This window comes from Amycolatopsis orientalis DSM 40040 = KCTC 9412, from assembly GCF_000478275.1.
In the GTDB taxonomy this organism is placed as follows: Bacteria; Actinomycetota; Actinomycetes; order Mycobacteriales; family Pseudonocardiaceae; genus Amycolatopsis; species Amycolatopsis orientalis.
The window spans coordinates 74865-95968 of the sequence record NZ_ASJB01000053.1; the positions used below are offsets into that span (position 1 = coordinate 74865).

Consider the following 21104-nt stretch of genomic DNA (forward strand, 5'->3'; position numbering starts at 1 on the left):
TCGTCGGTTCTGGTAGCCCCCTCACACCGGTGGAAGGATTGACGACCATGACCGATGCCAAACCGCTGGGCGCCGACGAGACCACGTTCATCGAAGCGGCAGGCGCAGGCGATACGGCGCGGTTCGCGCTCCTCACCGAGCGCCACCGGCGCGAGCTGCAGGTGCACTGCTACCGGATGCTCGCGAACTACGAGGACGCCCAGGACCTCACACAAGAGACGTTCCTGCGGGCATGGAACAAGCGGGAGTCGTTCAAGGGCCACGCCTCTCTGCGGACCTGGCTGTACCGGATCGCGACGAACGCCTGCCTCGACTTCCTGGACAAGCGCAACGACCGCACTCCCGTACCGGTCGAGCTGCCGGACTCCGGCTCCGAGGTGCTGTACCTGCAGCCGTACCCCGACCGGATGCTCCCCGAAGACCCGCAGGAATCGGTGGTGTCACGGGAAACGATCGAGCTGGCGTTCATCGTCGCCGTCCAGCACCTGCCGCCGCGGCAGCGGGCGGTGTTCATCCTGCGTGACGTCCTCGGCTGGCCGGCGTCGAAGGCCGCCGACGCCCTCGAACTGACCGTCGCGTCGGTGACCAGCGCATTGCAGCGGGCGCGCGTGACGATGCGCGAGCAGTTGCCCGACCACCGCCTCGACTGGCGTGGCCCCACCACTCACGAGCTGTCGAAGGACGAGCGCGGCGTGGTGAAGTCGTATATCGGCGCCCATGAGCGCAACGACCTCGACGGGCTGATCTCCCTGCTGCGCGAAGACCTGCGGTTCGCCATGCTGCCCGATTCGGGCACCTTGACGACGACGGCCAAGGACGCGGTGGACGGCTGGGTCTCCGGTGGGCTCTTCCAGCGCGGCCACGACGACTGGCGTGGTATCGCCACGACGGTCAACCACATGCCCGCCGCCGCGCTGTACCTCCGCACCCCCGGCGATCCGGAGCACCGGCTGTTCGCCGTCGCGGCGCTGCACATCGTCGACGGGAAGATCGCCGAGCTCACCGGATTCGACGCCACCGGCAAACCATGGCTGGGCCTGCCCCCTGCACTGTGATTCCACCGTTTCCGGCTTGACCGGGTCTGGGCTTTTCCATCTCGGTTCGCGGCGAAGAACGGCGCAATCAGTCGGCTGCTTGCGAGGGTCAGTCCCGCGAGTGCCGAGCCGGTGCCGTCAGCCGAGGGCGTCGAGCAACTCGCGCTCGCGCCGCGCGCTGAGGCCCGCGCGCCTTTCCCGGTCCAGCCCCTGCTCACGTTCCCAGCGCAGCGTGTCGGCCAGCATCTCCGCCTGGGACCGGTGACGCAGCCCCGCGGCACGCGCCGAGGACCCGTCCCGGGCCGACCACCCTTCCCAGCCCGGCTCGACCAGCCACATCGCCAGCGATTCGGGTCCCATGTACTGGGCGACGCCGTTCGCGAGCAGCCAATCCGGTCCGGCGGTGACGACCGGACCGGTGTGCCCGCCGACGGCGCGGGACAACCCGATCCACTCTTCGAACGGAACGACCGGGCCGACGGCGTTGTAGGCGCCGGTGGTTCCCGTCTCCGCGGAGTCGAGCAGCCAGGAGGCGAGGTCCCGCACGTCGACCACCTGGGTGGGGATGGCCGGTGTGTCGGGGACCAGCATCGGCCCACGCGGATCGCGTGCGGCACGGGCGACCCAATAGCCGGAACGCCCGCTGTGGTCGCCGGGGCCGCCGATCAGCCCGGCCCGGGCGATGAGCAGGCGGTCGCCCACGGCGGCCGTGGACGCCTGCTCGCAGGCGACCTTCGCCGCGCCGTACAACTCGTGGCCGACCTCGCTCCGGTCGGTCGGGGCGAGCAGGGCAGCGGACTCGTCCGCGCCCAGCGCGGCGTGGGAGGCGTAGACGTTGCCAGACGAGACATACACCCAGTGCCCGGCCTTGCCGCCCAGCACGTCGAGCGCCCCGCGAACGAAGCCCGGCTGCCACGACACCTCGACGACCGCGTCCCATCCCCGGTCGAGCAGCGGCTCGTACGCCGACGGATCACGCCGGTCGGCGACGACCAGTGTCGCTCCGTCCGCGACTTCCCCGCTCTCGCCACGCGCGAGGCAGGTCACCCGATGGCCGCGTTCGATCGCCTGCCGCGACAGCTCCCGGCCCACCCAGGCCGTTCCACCCAGCACCAAGATCTCCATACCCACAGACAAGCACCGGGACCCTCTCCCGCCAGGCCGATTCGCTGACAGCGGACCTCCGTCTAGCCAGATTGTCAGACAATATGGCAATCTAGGAGTCGTGGACGACCCGATCATCGGCCTGGGTGCGAGCATCCAGCGGCAGAGCACCACCGACCAGGCCGCCGAAGCCCTGCGGCAGGCCATCTTGTCCGGACGGCTACCGCCCGGCATGCCGCTGCGCGAAGCCGCTCTTGCCACGGAGCTCGGCATCTCCCGAAGTACCGTCCGCGAGGCCGCGCGGACTCTCGCGAGCGAAGGACTGGTCAACCACCAGATGAACCGCGGCATCGTCGTCGCGGACATCACCGGGCCGGACATAGCCGATATCTACGCCGCCCGCACCGCCGTGGAACTGACCGCGGCCGACGCCCTGACCACGACCCGGGACCCGGAGATCTACGCGGGACTGGCCGACCTGGTCGACCGGATAGAACACGCCTTCGCTCATGGCGACGTCACCGCCGCACTCGACGGCGACCGGCTCTTCCACACCACCCTGGTCTCGGCCACCGGCAGTCCCCGGCTGCGCCGCTTCCACGCGCAGCTCCAGCAAGAACAGCGCCTCGCCCTGGCACTGGCCGAGCGCTCCCGCCGGGAACTCGGCCGCCTCACAGACGACCACCGGCAGCTGCTGGACGCGCTGCACGGCAGCCCGGAAGAAGCCCGGGCGGAACTCACCTCGCACCTGCGAGCCGGCGCCGCCGAACTGCGACGGCTGCTCGACCTGCTCGCCCACCGGAACGAAAGAGAGACACCTCGTGGCTGACCGCAGCGCCGACGGCACCTGGGATCTGATCGTCACGCCGTGGCACCTCGACGAGTACATCCCGGCCTTCCCGATCCCCGCGACCGCGACCGAGGCCATCCGCCCGGCCCTCCCCAGCGCCCCCGTCGCCGCCCGGATGAGCCGGCTGCACCAGGCGGCGGCCGACGTGGTGACGCAGGCGGCCAGGCCCTTGGTGCTCTCCGGTGACTGTCCCACCTCCCGCGCGGCGGTGGCCGCGCTGCAGCGTCGCCATCGCGATCTGGCCGTGCTCTGGCTCGACGCCCACGGCGACTTCAACACCCCCGCCATCTCCACCAGCGGCTACCTCGGCGGCATGGCACTGGCCATGCTGACCGGCCGCACGCCTGACCTGTTCGACGAGACGCTCGGCCTGCGGCCCATCCCCGATACCAGCGTCGTGCTCGCCGACGCCCGCGATCTGGACCCCGCCGAGCGGGACTCCCTCACCGTCAGCCACGTCCGTCGCGTGCCCGCCGACCCTGCCGCGATCACCTCCGCCCTCGGCAGGCTCGGCCCCGTCCCCGTCTACCTGCACCTCGACATCGACGTCATCGACGGCGCCGAGCTGCCCGGCGCGCGCTTTCCCTCCGGCCCCGGACCCTCCCTTGCCCAGATCGAGGAATGCCTGGCCGCCGCCTGCGCCTCCGCCGACATCGCCGCCGCCTACCTCGCCTGCGCCTGGCTCCCCGAACACGCCGGCGACCAGAACAGCCGTCAGACGATCACCCGCCTCACCACGGCACTCGGCGCCGGACTGACCTGGCAGGAACCCGACGACGGCTGACCGTCCGGCTACTGGGAGATCCGCGGGGCCTCGCGGAGGATTCGCCGGCACAGGTAGACGCACACGCCCGTCGCGGGCGCGCTCACAAGTGAGCGCTGCCTCGCCTGGGTCAGTGGCGCGAACGACCACCTTGGCTGATCCTGGTCGTGGGTGACAAGTGAGCACGGATGTCCCGTGCGCCTCGCCAGGGACACTCAGCGCCTCAAGCGTGGCGCTCGCGACCCTCTCGCGGCTTGGTGCTCACGTCCATGAAGGACCGAAGAGGCTTACACCGGAAGGACATCCGCGATCGCCTGGATGACCTTCGCCGCATGCTGGTCGAGATAGAAGTGCCCGCCGGAGTGCACGGTGAGCGAAAACCCGCCCGTGGTGTGCTTCTCCCAGTCGCGGGCCTCGTCGACACTGACCTTCGGGTCACGGTCGCCGATATGCGCGTGCACCGGCGTCGCCAGCGGCGGTCCCGGTTCCCAGCGGTAGGTTTCGGCGGCGGTGTAGTCGGTGCGCAGTGCGGGAAGGACCATGCGCAGCAGCTCCTCGTCGGCGAAGATCTGCGAGTCGGTGCCGCTGAGTTCCTTCACCGCGCGGATCAGGGCGGCGTCGTCCTGCAGGTGGACGCGCTCGTCCCGGGCCCGGCTCGGGGCCACGCGGCCGGACGGGAACAACGCCACCGGAACGGAACCCGCGGCTTCCAGCCGTCGTGCCACCTCGAACCCGACGCTGGCGCCCATCGAGTGTCCGAAAAGGACGAACGGACGATCGAGCCAGGGGGCGAGCACGGCCGCGACCGCGTCCGCGAGAGCGGGAACGCTGGTGAATGCCTTTTCCTGACGGCGATCCTGCCGTCCGGGGTACTGGATCGCGAGCACTTCCGCTTTACCCGCCAGCGTTTTCGACACCGGCAGGAAGTAGCTCGCCGAACCGCCCGCGTGCGGGAGGCAGACGACGCGCGCGGGCGCGGCGTCCCACTGGTGGAACCGGCGGACCCACAAGCCGGCATCGTTTTCTTTGACAGACATAGGTGGCCCACTCCATGGCAGACGGGCAGCGCGCCGCGCTGCCACGAAAATCGGTTGCTTCCCCAGTTCCCCGATGGCTCGACATCGAGCTTCTTTCGCACCGTACCACAGGAATCCGGTAGCGAGACCTTCGAAGGAACCGTGCTCACAGCGGAAAATCCCGGCGCGGGAATGGAACGAAAAGGCGTCGCCTTCCGGCGAATCCGCGGGGCCTGCCGGGGCTCACCGGAGCCATCGGACCGGAGGGTCGGGCTGATAGGTGCACGTCGAGCCGGTGGTGACGGTTTCGCGCAGATGCGAGGCCAGCGCGGGATGGCGATCGTCGAGTTTGCGCAGTGTGTCACGGATGCGGGCGGTGACGGTCTTGCGCGCGCGCTCGGCTTCGTCCCCCAGCCGCCGGGGCCTGCCGGTGAGTCCGGCGGCCGCGCGCAATTGATCCAGCAACGCGTCACGTTCCTTGTCGGCTTCGGCCGCGCGGTGAAGGTCCCCCACTTCGGTCGCCTGGTTGATGAGCGCGTCGAGTTCGGCCAGCCGGACCTTGTACCTCGACTTGGCCGTCTCGTCGAGGATCTCGTCCGCGCCGAGCAACTGCCCCGGCATCGCGCCACCGGAGAGCAGAACCGTGGCGGGCACGGCCGTCCCGGGTGCGCCGAGCAGGGTGTGCAGGTCTCGCAGCCCCTTGGTCGCGGGCATGTGGATGGTGCGGCCCGCGTAACCCAGCCGCCAGACCTCGCCGGTGTGGCGGAACTCCGCGTCCGGACCGCGGGCGGCCGCGCGGATCCGGCGGACACGTTCGGCCAGGCCGTGCATACCGATTCGGGCGGCTTCGTCTTCGACCTCGTCCAGCAGGGTCAGACCGGCGTCGAGATCACCTTCCGACCTCCTCGACATCAAGGCGTTCGCCAACCCCGCCCTGGCTTCGAGCGACCAGGGCAACGCGGCGAGCAGATCCGCCTGGCGGCGGGCCTCCCCGAACCCGGCGATCGCGGCGTTCCAGTCGCCACCCGCGGCGTCCAGCGCGGCGAGCCACAGCGCCACGGGCCCGCTGACATCGCCGCCGTGCAACGAAACCAGCCAAAGCCCGCGGAACGGCCGGAGCCCGGCACGCGCCCTTTCACACAACGCGGCGTCCGTCGTCGCCGCCGCGGTCCGCGCCAGGAATCGCAGCCACAACGGCATCACCATCCGAGGGAACGGCTCGGGTCCCGCGGGCACTTCGGCGAGGAAGCGCAGCGCGGAGTCGTGGTCCCCCGCCTCGACCGCCGTGACGGCTTCGATCAGCTGCGGGAACGGGTAGTCCCGCCTGCCGAGGGACTCGTGCAGCCGCGCGAGTTCGCCGAACCGGCCCTGCTGCAGCAGCAGTGCCCAGCGCAGGTGGTGGGCCATGAACGCGGCGTGCCGGTCGCTCACCGCGTCGAGCAGCTCCTCGGCCTCGGCGAAGTGGCCGGCGAGGGCGGCGGCGATACTGCGGTCGGCCAGCGCCACCGCGCCGGCCTCCGGCCCGCCGGAGCTCGCGGCCAGCGCCACGAACCTGTCGAGATAGTCCGCGAAGCGAGGGTCTCCGAGTTCCAGCAACGCCACCCAGCGCAGGTCGGTCGCGTACTGCTCCATTTCGACGTCGGCCGTCCGGCGCGCGGTCTCCGTCAGCTCCTCGGCCAGCCGTTCCCGTTCGAGTGCCGTGCCCGGCCCCCACAGGAGGTCGTGCTGCGCCGAAAGCCCGAATCCCAGCGCCTCGTCGTCACCCTCCCGCCGGGCGAGACCGGTGATCCGTTCGGCGATCCCGTTCGCCAGCACCGCGGCCGCCGGCCGCCCGGGAAGTTCACCGAACAACCTGCCGTGCGCCTCCGCGAGCAGTGCCTCGTCCGCGCCCGGGCCGCGGTACAACGTGAGCGCGGCCCTGGCCATCAGCTCGGGATCGTCCAGCTTCCTGGCCAGCGCGGCGGCTTCCTGGAACACCGGCCACGCCAGGCCCTGCTCCCCGGCGAGCTGCAGTTCGTGCGCGAGGTCCAGCGTGATCTTCACTCGCGCGCGCTGATCGTCGACGAGTTCGAGTGCCCGCCGGTAGTGCCGTACCCGTTCCTCCGACACGAGCTTGCGGCCTGGATCCCGGGCGGCGGACAGCAGGTACCGCAGTGCGCGCTCCCGGTCCAGCCGCGCTCCCGCGTGGTAGACGTGGTGCGCCAGTTCGCCGGAAAACCTGCCCCCGGCCCAGCCCGGCACCCGCGCGTAGGCCTCGACAGCCGCCAGGTGCAGCCCGCCGATCTCGTCTTCACCGAGCTGTTCGCACAGCGTCTCCCTGACGACCCCGTGCACGAAGGAGAACTGGCCGTCCTGGCCGCCCACCAGCAACCGGGCCCCGATCGCCGTGTCCAGCAGCCTCTCGACCCGGAGCACCGGGTCACCGGTCATCGCGGGCAGCAGCTCGGACTGGAACTCCAGGCCGAGCACCGCGGCCGCGGACAGCATCCGGATCACTGGCGGCGGCAGGCAAGCCAGGCGGGCACGCACGGTCTCCGCGATCCCCGGGGCGATCGCCGTGGCGGACCCGGTGCTCTGCCGGAACCGGATCGTCTGCTCGACGAAGGCCGGATTGCCGCCGGTCCGCCGGTGCAGGGCCGCCACCTGACAGGTCTCCGGCGGTTCGCCGACGAGCCGGGTCATCAGCTCGCCCACCTCCGCCCGGCCGAGGCCGGTCAGCGGGACGACCCTCGCCCTGGCGACCAACGGTGCCAGCGCGGAGCCCGGCTCGGGGTCACGGCAGGCGGCCAGCACCACCACCCTGTCGAAGGCGGTGTGCCGGGCCACGAACTCCAGCACCCGTAAAGCGCCGGGGCCGGCATGGTCGAGATCGTCCAGCACGAGCAGGACCGGCCGGTCACGGGCGAGCGCGGCGATCCGGCTCACCAGCACGCCGGGATCGTCCTCGGCGGCGACACGGGCCCCTGGCAGCTCCTGAAGCACGCGCTGCCACGGCCAGTGCCCGGCGGCCGGGGCCGGCTGCCAGCAGGAGACGGCGGCCACCAGGGCACCGGACTCCGCCGCCTCGGCGGCCGCGGCCGCGAGCAGCGCGGTCTTGCCGATCCCCGCCTCGCCGGTGACCAGGAACAGGGCGCCCTGGTCGCCCTCGATCGCGGCACGCAGCAGCCCGGCGGGCCCGGCACGCCCGATCAGGTTCGAGTCCATGACCTCAGGTGGGCTCTTGGGCGACGATTGCCGCCTGCACCCGCGACCGGAGCCCCAGCTTGCCGAGCACCTTCGACACGTGCGTCTTCACCGTGGTCTCGGCGATGAACAGGCGGCCGGCGATCTGCGCGTTGGACAACCCCTCGCCGAGGCAGTCGAACACCTCACGCTCACGCTCGGTGAGTTCGTCCAGATTCACGGCGGGTGTCGGGGCCGGCGGCGCGATGGACGCGAAGGTCGAGATCAGCTTGCGGGCGATCTTCGGCGACAGCACGCCCTCGCCGGTGGCCACCACCCGCACGGCGTCCACCAGCTTGGGGGCGTCGACCGACTTCAGCAGGTACCCGGCAGCACCGGCGCGCAGCGCGTTGTAGACGTCCTCGTCGAGGTCGAAGGTGGTGAGCACGAGGACCTGGGCCAGGCCCTCCTCGACGATGCGCCGGGTGGCGGTGATGCCGTCGATCCCCGGCATGCGCAGGTCCATCAGCACCACGTCGGGGTTCAGGGCCTTGGCCTGGGCGATCGCCGCGCCGCCGTCCGCCGCCTCACCGATCACCTCGATACCGTCGGCGTCGTTGAGGATCATCGCGAGTCCGGCCCTGATGGCGCCGTAATCGTCTGCGACGAGCACACGAATGGTCACCGGTGCACCTTTTCTGCGAACTACGCCTACGAGTCGAAAAAATCTACCAGCCGGCGACCCACTGTCACCAGCCCGCGAGCGGTGAATCCGCTCGATCACGAACTAGTCCAGACCGCCCACCGGGAGCACGGCACGGACCAGCCAGCCGCGCGGCACGGGACCGGCACTGAACGAGCCGCCGATCGCGATCGCGCGTTCGCGCATGCTCAACAGCCCGACGCCGCTACCGCGGCGGGCCTGCCCGGCCAGTTCGTTGCTCACCTCGAGGGTGAGCGTGCCCTCGCTGTGCTGGATGGCCACCGAGGCCCGGGCACCCGGCGCGTGCTTGATGGCGTTGGTCAGCGCCTCCTGCGCGATGCGATACGCGGCCAGGTCGACCGCGGCGGGCAGAGGTGTGGCGGAGTGGCTCAGCGTGTTGTGGACGTCCACCCGCATGCCCGCCGCCCTGGCCGATTCGACCAGCTTCGACAGCTCGTTGAGCCGGGGCGGTGAAGTGCTCTCGTCGACGCCGCTGCCGTCCGCGCGCAGCAGCGTGATGATGGAGCGCATCTCCGTCAGCGCGCTGACACTGTTCTCCCGCACCAGAGTGAGGACTTTGCGGGCGCTGTCCGGGTCCTTGATGGACAGTGCGGCCTCGGACTGGATGGCGATCGCGGACAGATGCCCGGCCACCACGTCGTGCAGATCCCTGGCCATCCGCGCCCGCTCGGCCGCCACGTCCGCCTTGCGGTCCAGATCGGCGATCCTGGCCAGCTGCGCCGAAACCGCTCGTTCCGACTCGGCCATGATCCGGTGCTGCCGGATGTTCGCCGCCCACCACACGGGAATCACGACGAACGGCGCGCAGGCGACCACGACGAAGATGGCGAGCCGCCAATTCGGGACCAGGGTCAGCGCCACGACCGTGCCCACCAGGGTGCCCAGTACGGCGATGGTGGTCACCACCCGGCCGACCCGTTGCGAGCTGTAGAGAACCGCGCAGTACAGGTGATCTCCCAGCGCGATCAGGATCGGAGCGGACGTGCCCAGCACGACGTCCCCGGTCAACGGGATCAGGGCCAGTGCCAGGCCGACCACCGGCGCGCGGCGGCGGAGCAGCTGGAGACCGCACATCACCGCCAGCACCGCGATGCGCAGCCAGATCGGCGCGGAACCCTGGTCGAGCACAGGGTAGATACCGGTGCAGTACAACACCGTGCCGCCACAGAAGTACCCCAGGACGATCAGCTGGTCCTGGCGATTTCTGGAAAGACGGTGGAAAGCCGCCATTACGACCGAAGACACCTGACCATAAGAGCACATGCTCATACGCCACACATCCTCCTAAGTGATGAGCGGTGGCAGCGGCCCGGGATCCGGGTCATGGCCCCAGATCCACGGGCGCGATCCGGTCGAAGACGTCGCCGGGACCGGGATTGCCGGGCGGTGTCTCCCCGCCGAGGTGGTTCAGCACTCCCCACACCGCGTTGAGCGCCGTGGTGACCGCGCCCTCGGCGAACCCCGCGGTCCAGGAAATGTCGTCACCGCACAGGAACAGGCCGCGGTGCTCCGGCGCCATGTCCCGTTGCCGGAAATGCGTGAACAACCGTCGCTGATAGCGGTAATGGCCGGGCAGGTTGGCTTTGAACGCGCCCATGAACCGCGGCTCGGTCTCCCAGGTGATCGCCAGCGGCGGGCCGACGACATGCGAGCGGATGTCCACCCCCGGGTAGATCGCCGCGAGTTTGCCCAGCAGGAGGTCCAACCGCTCCTCGGCGGACAACGTGGCGAACTTCAGCGAGTCGTCGTTCCAGGTGTAGGACAGGCACATCACGCCCGGCTCGTCCGGCCCGCGGTCGAACAGGTAGACCCCGCGGGGCATCCGGTCGGTCAGCGTCATGCCCATGGTCTCCCGGCCGGTCGCCGGGTCGACGTCACGCCAGAACGGCCGGTCGGTCAGCACGAACAGCTTGGAGGCGCCCATGTAGTGCGTGCGCTCCACGGCGACCCAGTGCTCGGCGGGCAGCAGGCCGGGGTCGGCGTCGATCCGGTTGAGCAGTGTCCACACGTGCGGGCTGAAGACCACCGCCGGGTACTTCCGCACGGCGCCCGTCGCGTCCTCGACCCGGAAACCGTCGCCGTCACGGGCGAGGCGGGTCACCGCCGGGTAGGGGGCGCCGCCGTCGTGCAGCCCCGCCAGCGAGGTGCCTTCCGGCCAGTGCGCGGGCCGCTCGGCGGGATGTGCCCACAGTCCGCGCGGCACCTGCTGGGCGCCGTCGAGAATGCTCACCTGGTCTTCGTCGGCCCTGGTGTAGACCACCCGGAGGATCTCGATGACGGAGTTGGGGAAGTCCGTGTCCCAGCCGCCGGTCCCGAAACCGACCTGGCCGAACAACTCCCGGTGCCGGAACGACTGGAACGCCGGGGTACTGGCGAGGAAACCGTAGAACGACAGGTCGTCGAACTCCCGCACCAGCCGGTCCCACAGCGCCTTGATCAGCGGCACGTCCCGCCGGGCGATCGCGTCCTGCATGGTCGCCAGCGCGGCCCGTTCCTGCAGTGCCTTCGCCCAGGCGTCACTGACCTCCTGGTACTCGGAGGGCAGGTCCTCCGCGGAGCGTGCCCACTGGCGCCCGCCGTACAGATTGATCATCGTGGCGGGGGTCTGCGGCGCGAGCGGGTTCGGGAACGGGGCGGTGCGCAGCCCGAGCTTGTCGACGTAGTGGAACAGCGACGCGGCCGAAGCCGGGAACCGCATCGCGCCCATTTCCGCGAAATACCCGGGGTGACCGGGAAAGGGCACCGAACGCATCCGGCCGCCGAGTTGCTCGGCCTCGTAGACGTGCGGACGCAGACCGAGTCGCATCAGTTCGTACGCGGCGGTGATGCCGGACATGCCGCCGCCGATCACCGCGACCGGGGTGCCGTGGCGATGCGACGGCAGCGAGCCCAGACCGGCCGGGTGGCGCAGCCATTCGTCGTAGCCGAACGGGAAGTCCGGGACCAGCATGGTCAGCACGTCAGGGGTGGCCAGAGACATCGGTCGGCAACCTCTCGACGGAGTTCACTGGGAATTCGCGGGACGTTCGTTTCCGCTGCCCCCTTCGGCCCGCGAATTCCGACAGTATTTCCGCGCCTTCCGGGCGAACAACCCCTGCCACCCCCGCTTTGCACGTTCAGGGGTGGATAGGGGCCCGCCGCCAAGTCGTGAGTCCTTCACGCGCTACGGAGGACCTGGCGATCAAGCCGGTCAAGTCTCGTGAGTGGTAAGTGTCGTTAGAACGACACTTACCACTCACGACCCGCGGATCGTGCCTGAATTCCTCGTCACCGAGACCGAGCGTGGAGGATTCAGGACGTTCACCGTCCCAAATCCTCCACACACGACGTCAGCCGCACCAATGGGTAGGTGGATGCGAGTCCGTCAGAACGACACTTACCACTCACGACCCGCGGTACCGGCGTCATTCGCGACGGTTGTACAACCGCATGCTGATCGTGCCGAACACCAGGGTGATGACGGCGGAGAAGGCCACTGTGGACAGAATCCAGCCACCGGGGAACTGACCGGCCATCAGGCCGCGCACGGCGGAGACCACGTGCGTGATCGGGTTCGCGTTCACCACGGCCCGCACCGCGCCCGGCATGGTCGCCGGATCCACGTAGACGTTGCTCAGGAACGTGCCGGGCATGACCACCATCATGCTCACGCTCATCACCGACTTCTCCGAGCGCAGCAGAAGCCCGAACATGGTCCAGATCCAGGAAAACGCGAAGGAGAACAACAGCAGCAGGGCGATCGCGCCGAGCACCCCGAGCAAGCCCGCCGGGCGGAACCCCATCACCAGGCCCAGCAGCAGGATGGTCACCGAAGCCGCCGAATACCGCACGGCGTCGCCGAGCAGGGCGCCGACCAGCGCCGCGGGCCGCCACACCGGCAGGGTCCTGATCCGGTCGAACACCCCGTCCTTGATGTCGCCGTTCACCCCGGTGCCGGTGTACATGGTGATCATCACGACGCTGGTGACCAGCACCCCCGGCAGCAGGAACTGCAGGTAGTCCGCTGTGGACCCGGCCAGCGCGCCGCCGAACAGGTAGGTGAACATCAGCGTCATCAGCACCGGGAACGCGGTCACGTCGAAGATCTGCTCGGGAATGTGCTTGAGCTTGAGCATCGACCGCCAGCCGAAGGTGAGCGAAGCCGACCAGGCGCTGGGACGGCTCGGGGCGTCGCCCTCGGCGAGTACGGATTTCAGCGCGACCTCGGTCATCCGTCCGTCTCCTGTCCCGCGGTGCGCTCGGTGAGGGCGAGGAAGACCTGGTCGAGACTGGGCCTGCCCAAGGTGAAACTGTCGACCCGGACCCCGGCGTCGTCGAGTTCGGCGAGGACGGTGGAAGCCCGTTTCTCCGCTCCCGCGACCGCCACCAGCGCGCTGAGGACCAGCGGATCGGCGTCGGATTCGACGCGCGCGGACAGCACCCGCGCGAGCACCGCCTCGGCGGTGTGGCGATCGGCGGGATCGCACAGTCGCAGGTGGACGGTGCCTGCCCCGGCGGAGGCCTTGAGCTCACCCGGCGTGCCTTCGGCCACCACGCGCCCGCGGTCGATCACCGCGATGCGCGCGGCCAGCCGGTCGGCCTCCTCCAGGTACTGCGTGGTCAGCAGCACCGTCGTGCCCTGCTCGACGATCGTGCGGACGATGTCCCACACCTGCACCCGGCTGCGCGGGTCGAGGCCGGTGGTGGGCTCGTCGAGCACCAGGAGGTCGGGGGTGCGGATGATGCTGGCCGCGATGTCGAGGCGCCGGCGCATCCCGCCGGAATAGGTCTTGACCTGTCTGCCCGCGGCTTCGTCGAGCCCGAAGGCCGACAGCAGCCGCCCGGCCCGCCGCCGTGCCGCCGCCTTGCCGTGGCCGAGCAACCTGGCCAGCATCACCAGGTTCTCCTCCCCGGTGAGCACGTCGTCCACCGACGCGTACTGGCCGGTGAGGCTGATCCTGGCGCGAACGGCGTCCGGTTCGGCGCTCACGTCGTGCCCGAAGACACGGGCCGTGCCGCCGCCCGGGCGCAACAGCGTGGCCAGCACTTTCACCGCGGTCGTCTTGCCCGCGCCGTTGGGCCCGAGCACCCCGTAGACGATGCCGGGCGGCACCGTCAGGTCCAGTCCGTCCAGCGCCCGGTGTGCGCCGAAACTCTTCGTCAGCCCGGTGGTTTCGATCGCCGGGCAGTCCCGGCGTCCACCGGGGGTTCTGCTCTTCTCCGCCGTACTCGCCGTCATATCCTGAAGGCGCAAGATCCGGCGGCTTCGCCGCGAGATCCGATCTAGCGGCGAAACTCCTCCGAAGTGATGAGCCTGTCGGTACTCTTGAATGATTTGCCCGCGGCCGTGCCGTTCTATGGTTCTTACAAGGAATTCACCGTCGCCGGCCGAGTGCCGGCGGCAGCACCGAGGAGTACGAGATGCTCGAATTGATCGGAATCCTGTTCGTCGTCCAGGGAATCGGCGGCCTGATCAACAACCTGCAGGCGGACAGCGGCAAGAGCTGGTTCCTGGTCAACCACATCGAGGCGCTGAACGGGTACGAGATCCCGATCAGCATCGCGCTGATCGTGGTCGGCGGCCTCCTGGCGGGTGGCAAGTACCTGCTCAAGGAGAAGGACAAGTACATGCGCAAGAACAAGGACAACTGACCCGCACGGACAGCGCACTCGACTACCCGGGGAGGGGTATGAAGTGGACTCGCCGTCGACGACACGCAGTGGCTGGCCTTATCCGGTCGATCCGAGTTCGAGGCCGCCGCGCACTCCGGGCCCGATCAGCTTGCACCGCAACGACAATCAGCCCGCGTATGTGGGTGTACCGACGTTCATGAGCCTGCCGATCTGCCTGACTCCGGAGGACCTGGTCGCCGGGAAGGTGGACGTGGCGGTGCTCGGCGCTCCGGTGGACACCTCCACCGGGCACCGCGGTGCCGCGTTCGGCCCGCGGGCCCTGCGGTCGGACGAGCGATACCTGTTCAACAACACCGCCGAGCTGATCAACGCCAGCACGCGGGTGAAACCGTTCACCGAGCTGACGGTGGTGGACTACGGGGACGCCGCGGTGGACTTGTGGAGTATCGAGAACACCGAGGGCACGGTGGGCCAGGTCGTCGGCGAGGTGGTCGCGGCGGGCGCGGTGCCGGTGATCATGGGCGGTGACCATTCGGTCATGGTGCCCAGTGTCCGCGCGCTGGCCGAGAAGTACGGCAAAGAGAAACTGGCCGTGGTGCACTTCGACGCGCATCCCGACTGCCACGAAGAGATCTACGGGCACACGAAGACCCACGCCACCACCATCTGGCGGCTGGTCAACGAGCTGGGCATCCCCGGGCGCAACATCGTGCAGGCGGGCATCCGCACCCCGGGGTCACCGGACAACCAGCTGTTCAACTGGATGCGCAAACAGGGCATCCACACCCACTTCATGGCCGAAATCGAGCGGACCGGTCTGCCCGCCGTGGTGGACAAGGTGATCGACGAGGCCACCGCGCACGCCGAGGTCGTCTACGTCTCGCTGGACATCGACGTGGTGGACCCGGCATACGCCCCCGGCACCGGAACCCCGGAGCCCGGCGGCCTGACCAGCCGCGAAATCCTCACCACGTTCCGCAGGCTGTGCCACGAGATGCCGGTGGCCGGACTGGACGTGGTGGAGGTGGCACCGCATCTCGACCCCGGCTACGTCACCGCGATGCTCGCCCGCCGGGTGATCCTGGAGTCGATCAGCGGACTGGCCATGCGCAAGGCGGGCATCAGCTCCCGCAACTATCTCCACCCGGTCGCCTCGGGTGAGATCCCCTTCGCCTTCAAGGGCTGACGAGCGGGGTCCCCGGGGACCGCGCGGGCCGTGCCGGACGTCCGGCACGGCCCGCGCGACGCCCGCGTCCGGTGGGGTTCCCGGATACCCCCCAGCCCGGTTACCCCGCCGGACGCGGGTCTGTGTAAGCCGGGGCAGACCCTCCCCCTGGTCCGCTCCGGTTCTCCGAATGACTCAGGAGGGCGACCCGCCGTCAGGTCGCCCTCCTGAGTCGTACCGTCGGAAGACGCGGTCTCAGCTTTCGAGTTCCGCGACGACCCAGTCGCTGATGGCGCGTGCGGTGTCCGCCGCGCCGTTCTCCATGATCCCGAAGTGGTTACCCGGAATGTCCATTGTGGAATGCGGCAGGGTCCAGGTCGCCTGCCCGCCGCCCAGCGGCTCGGCGGCACGGACGAGCAGGGTGGGCGCCGAGATCGGCTCCGGGGTCCACGCCAGGTTGAAGTAGCGGCCCATCGCGGTCAGCCAGGCCTCGCCCCAGGCGTCGTCGGCGGTGCGGTCCCGGTCGATCAGGCCCTGCCAGGTGTCGGCGATCGAGTCCCCGATCGTCGCGAGGTCCAGCTGGGAGTAGGTGTCCAGCAGGATCACCGCCGCCGGGCGGATACCCTCGTCCTCCAGCCGTCGTGCCAGCGCGTGGGCGATGACCCCGCCGGACGAGTAGCCGACCAGGACGAACGGACCCTCGCCGACCTGCTCCTCGATGGCCGCCTGGTGCACGTCGAGCAGTGCGCCCGCGTCGGCGGGCAGTGGCTCCCCGGTGAGGAAACCCAGCAGTGGCAACACGAACAGGTCTCGCTCGGCGCGGAGCTCGGCGGCGAACCGGGCGTACTGCTGCGGGCCGGTCTTGCCGACGAACGGCGGCACGCACACGAACCGCGTCGGTGCCGGTCCCTCCGCGAGCCGCACCGCCTCCGGGGGCGACGGCAGGTCCTTCGCGCAGCCGAACGTCGGCAGGAAGGTGCCCGCGGTGTTCAACAGCGCGATGAACTCGTCGATCCGGCCCAGTTCGCCCGCCCGCTCGTAGAGTGCGCTGAGCGTGCCGGCGGGCCGCGCCGGGGCCGCCTCGGCTCGCTCTCCCACCAGGGTGAGCAGGTGCCGGGCCAGTTCGACCGGGGTGCCGAACTCGAACACCGCGGTCGAACGCACCGGCCGCCCGATCCCCGCGGTGAGCCGTTTGGCGAGGTCCACCGCCGTGAGCGAGTCGAATCCGGCCTCCAGCAGGTGAGCGCCGGGTTCGACGGCGGTCGCGTCCGGGTGCCCCAGCACCGCGGCCACGACGGCCCGCACCTGGTCGACCACGAAGGACAGCCGTTCCTCGACGGGCAGCGCCCCGAGTCCGGCGGCGATGCCCGCCTCGGACTCGGCGGGCTCTTCGGCCACGGCGGCGGCTTCCGTCAGTTCGGCCAGCAGCCGGCTCGGCCTGGTGGCGGTGAACACCGGGGAGAAGACCGGCCAGTCCATATCGGTCACCGTCAGCGTGGTCTCACCGCGGTCGAGGGCCTGGGCCAGCGCCCGGACGGCGAGTTCGGGCGCCATCGGGCGGACCCCGCGCCGCAGCATCGCGGCCCGGTACGGCCCGACGGCGAGCCCGTCGCCGTCCCAGCCGCCCCAGGCGATCGAAGTCGCGGCCAGGCCGCGGGCGCGGCGGCGTTCGGCCAGTGCGTCGAGCGCCGCGTTGCTCGCGGCGTAGGCGCCCTGCCGGATCCCGCCCCAGACGCCCGCGCCCGAGGAGAACAGCACGAAGGCGTCGAGCGGGCTGCCCGCGGTGAGTTCGTCGAGCAGCTCGGCGCCGGTCACCTTGCCGTCGAAGACGTCGGCGAGCAGCTCCGGGTTCGTCTCGTCAAGCGGGACGGAGGGAGCGATCCCGGCGGTGTGGACGACCGCGGACAACGGCGGCAGCACGTCGAGCAGTTCGACGAGCGAGCCGCGGTCGGACGCCTCGCAGGCCACGATGGTGACCTTGGCGCCCAGCGCGCTCAGCTCGGCTTCGAGTTCGGCGGCACCCGGTGCCTGCGGGCCCCGCCTGCTGGTGAGCACCAGATGTTCGGCGCCGCCCGCCGCGAGCCAGCGCGCGACATGTCCGCCGAGCGCACCGGTGCCACCGGTGATCAGGACGGTCCCCCGCGGCTGCCAGCGCGACTCGGGCTCGTCCCCCGCCGGTGCGCGAACCAGCCGGCGGCCGAACACCCCGTTGGCCCGCACGGCGAGCTGGTCCTCGTCCCCGGCGCCGGCGAGCACGTCGGCGAGCAGCCCGGTCACCCGGTCGCCGGTCACCGGGGGAAGGTCGACGATCCCGCCCCACCGTCCCGGGTACTCGAGCGCCGCGCTCAGCGCGAGCCCCCACGCCGTGGCCTGGCCGGGGTCGGGGGCCATGTCCGCGGCGCCGGTCGCGACCGCGGCCTTCGTGCAGAGCCACAGCGGGGCCGTGTGCCCGGCGTCGCCGAGTGCCTGGACGACGACCAGTCCGGCGAGCGCCCGGTGCGCCGGCCGTCGTTCCGGTTCGAACGCCAGCAGCGACAGCACGCCGTCGAACCTCGGCAGCCCCGAAAGCCGCTCGGCCAGTGCCTCGCGGCGCAGGTCGCCGACGGGCACGGGCAGCTCGTACACCCGCGCTCCGCGGTCGCCGAGTGTCCGCAGCACGGCGGCCACGTCCTCATCGGGCGCCTCCGGGACGAGCACCAGCCAGTCGCCGGTGAGCGGGGTGCTCGTGCCGAGCCCGACCGGTCGCCACTCCACCCGGTAGCGCCATGAGTCCACAACGGACAGATCGGCCCGTTGCCGGTACCAGCCGGACAACGCGGGCAGCACCGCGCCCAGTGCCTCCTGGTCGGGGACGTCGATCAGCTGGGCCAGTTCGGTCAGGTCCTGGTCGCCGACCAGTTCCCAGAAGCGGCCACCGACCGGGTCCGCGGTGGCGGGAGCGGGCTCCGCCTGACGGATGTTCCAGTAGCGGCGGCGCTGGAAAGCGTAGGTGGGCAACGGAATCCGCCGGGGTTCGGCCCCCGCGAAGGCCACCGGCCAGTCGACCTCGGTACCGGCGATGAAGGCTTCGCCGAGCGAGACGAGGAACTGCCGCATCCCGCCCTGCTCACGGCGCAGGGAGCCCACGACGGCGACCCCCTCCGCGCCCGCGTCCTCGGCGATCGCGTGCACGGCGTTGCGCAGCAACGGATGCGGGGCGGCTTCGACCACGAGGTCGTATCCGTCGTCGATCAGCCCGCGCAGCGCCGGTTCGAACAGCACCGGCTGCCGCATGTTCCGGTACCAGTAGGCGGCGGTCAGCTCCGCCGGGTCGATCCGGGCGCCGGTGACCGTGGAGTGGAAGGCCACCTCGGTCTGCCGTGGGCGGACCGGGGCCAGCTCCCGGAGGATCCGCTCCCGCAGGACCTCGACCTGAGGCGAGTGCCCGGCGCCCGGCGTGCCGGGGATCCGCCGGGACCGCACCCCGCGCTGTTCGCACAGTGCCAGCAGTTCCTCCAGCTGAGCCAAGTCCCCGGCGACCGTGCACAGCGCCGGACCGTTCACCGCGGCGACGGTCAGCCCGTCCCAGGGTTCGATCAGGGCGGAGGCCTCGGCGTGCGGGAGTGAGACCGAGGCCATCCCGCCCTGGCCGGCGATTTCCAGCAAGGCTCGCGAGCGCAGGGCGACGATGCGGACGGCGTCGTCGAGGGTGAGCGCGCCTGCGACGTACGCGGCGGCGATCTCGCCCTGCGAATGCCCGGTCACCGCGTCCGGCCGGACACCGTGGGAACGCCACAGTTCCGCCAGCGACACCATCATCGTGAACAGCGCCGGCTGCACCACGTCCAGCCGGTCGGTCGAGGCGGCACCCTCGTCACCACGGAGCACCGCCGCCACGGAGAAGTCCACATAGGACGCGAAGGCGGCGTCACAGGTCCGCACGCTTTCGGCGAAGACCTCGGATTCGGCGTACAGCTTCGCGCCCATCCCGGGCCACTGCGAGCCCTGGCCTGGGAAGACGAACACCGTCCGGCCCCCGGTGCGGACCGGGCTCCCGTGCGCGGCGCCGTCCGGCTGCCCGCCCTCGGCGAGCACGCCGAGCCGGGCCGAGAACTCCTCCAGCGTGTCCGCGGCCAGCACCGCGCGATGCGCGAAACGGCTGCGTGTGGTCAGCAGGGAATGCCCGACGTCGGCCGGGTCGAGCCCGGGTTCCGCGTCGATGTACGCGCGCAGCCGGGCGGCCTGCGCACGCAGCCCGGCCGGGGATTTGGCCGACAACACCCACGGCACCGTCGCCACCGGGCGGGATCCGGCCACGGGTGACGGCGTACCGGCGGGTGCCTGCTCGACGATGAGGTGCGCGTTGGTGCCACTGAGCCCGAAGGAGGACACCCCGGCGCGACGCGGACGGCCGGTCTCCGGCCAGGGCATGGCCTTGGTGAGCACCTCAACCGCACCGGAGGACCAGTCCACGTGCGGGGTCGGCTCGGTCACGTGCAGGCTCCGCGGCACCAGACCGTGCCGCATCGCCTGCACCATCTTGATCACCCCGGCCACCCCGGCGGCGGCCTGGCTGTGGCCGATGTTGGACTTGATGGAGCCGAGGCGCAGCGGCCGGTCCGCGGGACGGCCCTGGCCCAGGGTGGCCAGCAGGGCGGTGGCCTCGATCGGGTCGCCCAGCGAGGTGCCGGTGCCGTGCGCCTCCACCGCGTCCACGTCCGAGGCCGTCAGCCTGGCGGAAGTGAGCGCGTCGCGGATGACGCGCTGCTGGGCGGCGACGCTCGGCGCGGTCAGCCCGTTACTGGCGCCGTCCTGGTTGATCGCGCTGCCGCGGAGCACCGCCAGCACCTCGTGGCCGTTGCGCTCGGCGTCGGACAGCAGTTCCAGCGTCAGCAGCCCCGCTCCCTCCGCGAAGGCGGTGCCGTCGGCGCCCGCGCCGAATGCCTTGCAGCGTGACTCCGCGGCGGCCGCGTCGAGACCCTTGGCGTCGAGGAACACGGCGAGTGAGGCGAGCACGGTGACCCCGCCGGCGAGCGCGAGCGCGCACTCACCGCGTCTCAGCGACTGCATCGCCAGGTGCAGCGCGACCAGGGACGACGAACAGGCGGTGTCGATGGTCAGCGCCGGACCCTCGAGTCCCAGCGTGTAGGCCACCCGGCCGGACAGGACGCTCGGCGCCGTCCCGGTGAGCACATAGCCCTCGGCCTCCGGCGCGACACCCTCGCCGTCGAGGCCGTAGCCGGAGGTGGTGCCGCCGACGAACACGCCGGTGCGGCTGCCCCGCAGCGCCGCCGGATCGAACCCACCGCGTTCCAGTGCCTCCCAGGCCAGTTCCAGCAGGACCCGCTGCTGCGGGTCCATGGTCAGCGCTTCGCGCGGGCTGATCCCGAAGAACGCGGCGTCGAAGTGCCCCGCGTCGTCGATGAACCCGCCTTCGCCGTCGGCGGCGTCCCAGCCGCGGTCGACGGGCAGCGGGGTGATCGCGTCGACCTCGTCCGCGACCAGCCGCCACAGTTCCTCCGGCGAATTCGCCCCGCCCGGGTACCGGCACGCCATGGACACCACGGCGACCGGCTCCCCCGCGGCCGCCTCGGCGCTCCGCAGCCGCTCACGCGTGTCGTGCAGGTCCGCGGTGACCCGCTTCAGGTAGTCGAGAAGTTTCTGCTCAGTGCTCATGGCTGTGCTCGTTTCTCC

The 21104-nt window shown here is 70.8% G+C and carries 14 protein-coding genes; 5 read left to right on the plus strand and 9 right to left on the minus strand.

Going from position 1 to position 21104, the window contains the following annotated elements:
- Positions 1 to 47: 47 nt before the first annotated feature.
- Entirely contained in the window at positions 48 to 1055 is a 1008-nt protein-coding gene (locus L324_RS17710; protein ID WP_037309195.1) for an RNA polymerase subunit sigma-70, read from the plus strand.
- Between the two features lie 117 nt (positions 1056 to 1172).
- Here L324_RS17710 and L324_RS17715 read toward each other — a convergent pair whose 3' ends face one another.
- The gene (locus tag L324_RS17715) at positions 1173 to 2159 is read right to left on the minus strand and encodes an NAD-dependent epimerase/dehydratase family protein (RefSeq protein ID WP_037309198.1); all 987 of its coding nucleotides are present in this window, start codon (positions 2157 to 2159) and stop codon (positions 1173 to 1175) included.
- Between the two features lie 100 nt (positions 2160 to 2259).
- Here L324_RS17715 and L324_RS17720 point away from each other — a divergent pair, with 100 nt between their 5' ends.
- A complete protein-coding gene (locus tag L324_RS17720; RefSeq protein ID WP_051173953.1) occupies positions 2260 to 2967 on the plus strand; it encodes a GntR family transcriptional regulator in 708 nt (235 codons plus the stop codon).
- Positions 2960 to 3772: an arginase family protein gene (locus L324_RS17725; RefSeq protein ID WP_037309202.1), complete on the plus strand. Its 813-nt coding sequence runs from the start codon at positions 2960 to 2962 to the stop codon at positions 3770 to 3772. The genes L324_RS17720 and L324_RS17725 overlap by 8 nt, the downstream gene beginning before the upstream one ends.
- A 266-nt stretch (positions 3773 to 4038) precedes the next feature.
- On the opposite strand, the gene L324_RS17730 is transcribed toward L324_RS17725, so the two are convergent.
- The 7 genes from L324_RS17730 to L324_RS17760 form a co-directional block, all read right to left on the minus strand.
- Positions 4039 to 4788, minus strand: a complete 750-nt coding sequence (locus L324_RS17730; protein ID WP_037309205.1) for a thioesterase II family protein — start codon at positions 4786 to 4788, stop codon at positions 4039 to 4041.
- Positions 4789 to 5010: 222 nt separating this feature from the next.
- On the minus strand, positions 5011 to 7971 hold the full coding sequence (locus tag L324_RS17735) for an AAA family ATPase (protein WP_037309208.1): 2961 nt from the start codon (positions 7969 to 7971) through the stop codon (positions 5011 to 5013).
- A 4-nt stretch (positions 7972 to 7975) separates the two neighbouring features.
- Positions 7976 to 8614: a response regulator gene (locus L324_RS17740; RefSeq protein ID WP_037309211.1), complete on the minus strand. Its 639-nt coding sequence runs from the start codon at positions 8612 to 8614 to the stop codon at positions 7976 to 7978.
- Between the two features lie 102 nt (positions 8615 to 8716).
- A complete protein-coding gene (locus L324_RS17745; RefSeq protein WP_438938459.1) occupies positions 8717 to 9883 on the minus strand; it encodes a sensor histidine kinase in 1167 nt (388 codons plus the stop codon).
- A 91-nt stretch (positions 9884 to 9974) separates the two neighbouring features.
- Positions 9975 to 11633 (minus strand): flavin monoamine oxidase family protein, encoded by a 1659-nt coding sequence (locus tag L324_RS17750; RefSeq protein WP_037309216.1) that lies wholly within the window; start codon positions 11631 to 11633, stop codon positions 9975 to 9977.
- A 424-nt stretch (positions 11634 to 12057) separates the two neighbouring features.
- On the minus strand, positions 12058 to 12864 hold the full coding sequence (locus L324_RS17755) for an ABC transporter permease (RefSeq protein ID WP_037309219.1): 807 nt from the start codon (positions 12862 to 12864) through the stop codon (positions 12058 to 12060).
- Positions 12861 to 13871: an ATP-binding cassette domain-containing protein gene (locus L324_RS17760; RefSeq protein WP_051173954.1), complete on the minus strand. Its 1011-nt coding sequence runs from the start codon at positions 13869 to 13871 to the stop codon at positions 12861 to 12863. The genes L324_RS17755 and L324_RS17760 overlap by 4 nt, the downstream gene beginning before the upstream one ends.
- A gap of 182 nt (positions 13872 to 14053) precedes the next feature.
- Between L324_RS17760 and L324_RS17765 the strand changes: the two genes are divergently transcribed.
- Complete coding sequence (locus tag L324_RS17765) at positions 14054 to 14284, plus strand: hypothetical protein (RefSeq protein WP_037309222.1); 231 nt, start codon at positions 14054 to 14056, stop codon at positions 14282 to 14284.
- 178 nt (positions 14285 to 14462) lie between these two features.
- On the plus strand, positions 14463 to 15452 hold the full coding sequence (speB, locus tag L324_RS17770; protein WP_235783560.1) for an agmatinase: 990 nt from the start codon (positions 14463 to 14465) through the stop codon (positions 15450 to 15452).
- Between the two features lie 234 nt (positions 15453 to 15686).
- On the opposite strand, the gene L324_RS17775 is transcribed toward speB, so the two are convergent.
- A complete protein-coding gene (locus L324_RS17775; RefSeq protein ID WP_037309229.1) occupies positions 15687 to 21086 on the minus strand; it encodes a type I polyketide synthase in 5400 nt (1799 codons plus the stop codon).
- Positions 21087 to 21104: the final 18 nt, after the last annotated feature.